3 protein-coding genes are annotated in these 2262 nt (G+C 75.6%); all 3 read left to right on the top strand.

Annotated features, from left to right (window positions below):
- The first annotated feature begins 3 nt into the window (after window positions 1-3).
- The gene (locus tag ABZ641_RS33850; protein ID WP_359988119.1) at window positions 4-555 is read left to right on the top strand and encodes a DUF5947 family protein; all 552 of its coding nucleotides are present in this window, start codon (window positions 4-6) and stop codon (window positions 553-555) included.
- Window positions 552-1241 (top strand): DUF6084 family protein, encoded by a 690-nt coding sequence (locus tag ABZ641_RS33845; RefSeq protein ID WP_359988117.1) that lies wholly within the window; start codon window positions 552-554, stop codon window positions 1239-1241. Before ABZ641_RS33850 ends, ABZ641_RS33845 begins: the two co-directional genes overlap by 4 nt.
- Window positions 1238-2262, top strand: a 1025-nt coding sequence (locus ABZ641_RS33840) for a hypothetical protein (RefSeq protein ID WP_359988115.1), incomplete at its 3' end; no start/stop codon positions are given. The genes ABZ641_RS33845 and ABZ641_RS33840, both read left to right, overlap by 4 nt.

The following is a 2262-nucleotide window of genomic DNA, read 5'->3' as shown; positions in this document are numbered from 1 at the left end:
CGGGTGCGTGGCGGCCGGGCCGGTCGAGGAGGTCGTCACCACCGAGCTGATGACCCCGGCTCCTGCGCCTGCCCGGCGTGCGCCATGCTCTTCGACCGCCCGGGGGCGGCCGGCGGCCGCTACCGCGGCGTGCCCCGCCGCTACCTGGTCGACCCGGCACACGGCGTGGACGACGCGGACTGGGAGGCGCTGCAGATCCCGGTCTCCACCGTCTTCTTCCTCCGCAACTCCGCACTGGACCGGCTGGTCGCGCTCTACCCCAGCCCCGCCGGCCCCGCCGAGAGCGAGCTCGACCCGAGCACCTGGCAGACCGTGCTCGACCGCACCCGGCTCGCGGCCCTGCTGGAACCGGACGTCGAGGCGCTGCTGCTGCGCCGCGCGGGCGGCGTGACGACCTGCCACCTGGTGCCGGTCGACGCCTGCTACGAGCTGGTCGGGCGGATGCGGCTGCACTGGCAGGGCTTCGACGGCGGCCAGACCGCCCGCGCCGAGCTGGAGGGCTTCTTCGACCGCCTCGCCGGCCTCGCCCGGCCCCTGACCGAGGACACCGCGTGACGACCTGTGACCTGACCTTCGACTGCACCGGGGTGCAGGGCGACCGGTACGCCGCCGGGCCGACCCTGCTCTTCCGGCTGCGGATCGGCTCCGCCGGCGCCCGGGTGCACGCCCTGGCGCTCCGCTGCCAACTGCGCATCGAGCCGGCCCGGCGCGGCTACGGCGACGGCGAGGCCGAGCGGCTCGCCGACCTGTTCGGCGAACGGTCCCGCTGGGGCACCAGCCTCAACCCCGTCCAGTTCGCGCAGGTCCCGCTGCTGGTGCCGGGCTTCACCGGCAGCACCGACGTGGAGCTGCCCGTGCCGTGCACCTACGACCTGGACATCGCCGCGACCCGCTACCTCGCCTCGCTGGAGGACGGCGACGTGCCGCTGCTGATGCTGTTCTCCGGCACGGTCTTCACCGGCGAGGACGGCTTCGGCGTGCAGCCCGTGCCCTGGCACAAGGAGACCCGGGTGAAGCTCCCGGTGCGGGTGTGGCGGGAGATGATGGAGCAGCACTTCCCCGGCTGCGGCTGGCTGCGGCTGCCCAAGGACGCCATGGACGAGCTGCTCGCCTACCGCTCCCGGCACGGCCTGCCCTCCTGGGAGGCCACCGTGCGCGCGCTGCTGGCGGCCGCCGACGGGCCGGCTCCCGCCCGCGGACCCGCCGAGGAGCCCGCCCTGGCCCGGGAGGGTGTGCGATGACCGCCGTCCGCCCCGCCGCCGAGCGGTTCGCCGGCGCCCGGCAGATCGCCGACGCCGTACTGTTCGAGGGCTACGTGCTCTACCCGTACCGGGCGTCCTCCGCGAAGAACCGGCTGCGCTGGCAGTTCGGCGTGCTGGTGCCGCCGGGCTACGGCGAGGGTGCCGGCGAGCACCCGGACCAGCACACCGAACTGCTCGTGGAGCCGCGCCGCGGCGCCACCCTGACGGCCGAACTTCGCTTCCTGCGCGTCCAGCGCCGCACCGTGCAGCGGCTGCGCGAGGACGGCGGCCACGAGGACACCGAGGCGCTGGAACTCTCCGACCGGGTGCTCACCGCCTGGGACGAGGGCGCCGAGGAACGCGTGGAGATGTCCGCCACCGTCGACGAGCTGCTCGCCGGCGAGGTCCTGGTGCCCGTCCACTGCCCGGCCCGCACCGAGATCGAGGCCGTCCGCGACGGCGAGCGCACCGTCGGCCGCACCGTCCGCCGCTGCGCCCAGGTCGACGGGGTGCTGCGGGTCCGGCTGCAGCCGCTGCCCGGCCCCTACGCCGCCTACCGGCTGCGCGCCGTCGTGGAGAACACCACCGCCTGGACGGCCGGGCCCGGCGACGGCCGCGAACAGGCCCTGCCGCACGCGCTGGTCTCCGCGCACCTGCTGCTCGGCCTGGACAGCGGCTCCTTCGTCTCGATGACCGACCCGCCCGAGTGGGCGAAGGACGCCGTCGCCGAATGCCGGAACCTGCGCACCTGGCCGGTGCTCGCCGGCGACGACGGCCGCGCCGACGTGGTGCTCTCCTCGCCGATCATCCTGGAGGACCACCCGCAGGTCGCCCCGGAGAGCCCCGGCGCGCTGTACGACGGCACCGAGATCGACGAGATCCTCGCGCTGCGCACCTCCGCGCTGACCGAGCAGGAGAAGCGCGAGGCGCGCGGCACCGACGACCGGGCCGGCGCCGCCGTCGACCTGGCGGACTCGCTGCCCCCGGAGGTGATGGAGCGGCTGCACGGCGCCGTCCGGGC

Origin of the sequence: Kitasatospora sp. NPDC007106 (assembly GCF_040634455.1) — a bacterium.
Classification (GTDB): Bacteria; Actinomycetota; Actinomycetes; order Streptomycetales; family Streptomycetaceae; genus Kitasatospora; species Kitasatospora arboriphila.
The sequence above is the reverse complement of the archived record's forward strand: the minus strand, read 5'-3'. Positions and strand labels throughout refer to the sequence as shown.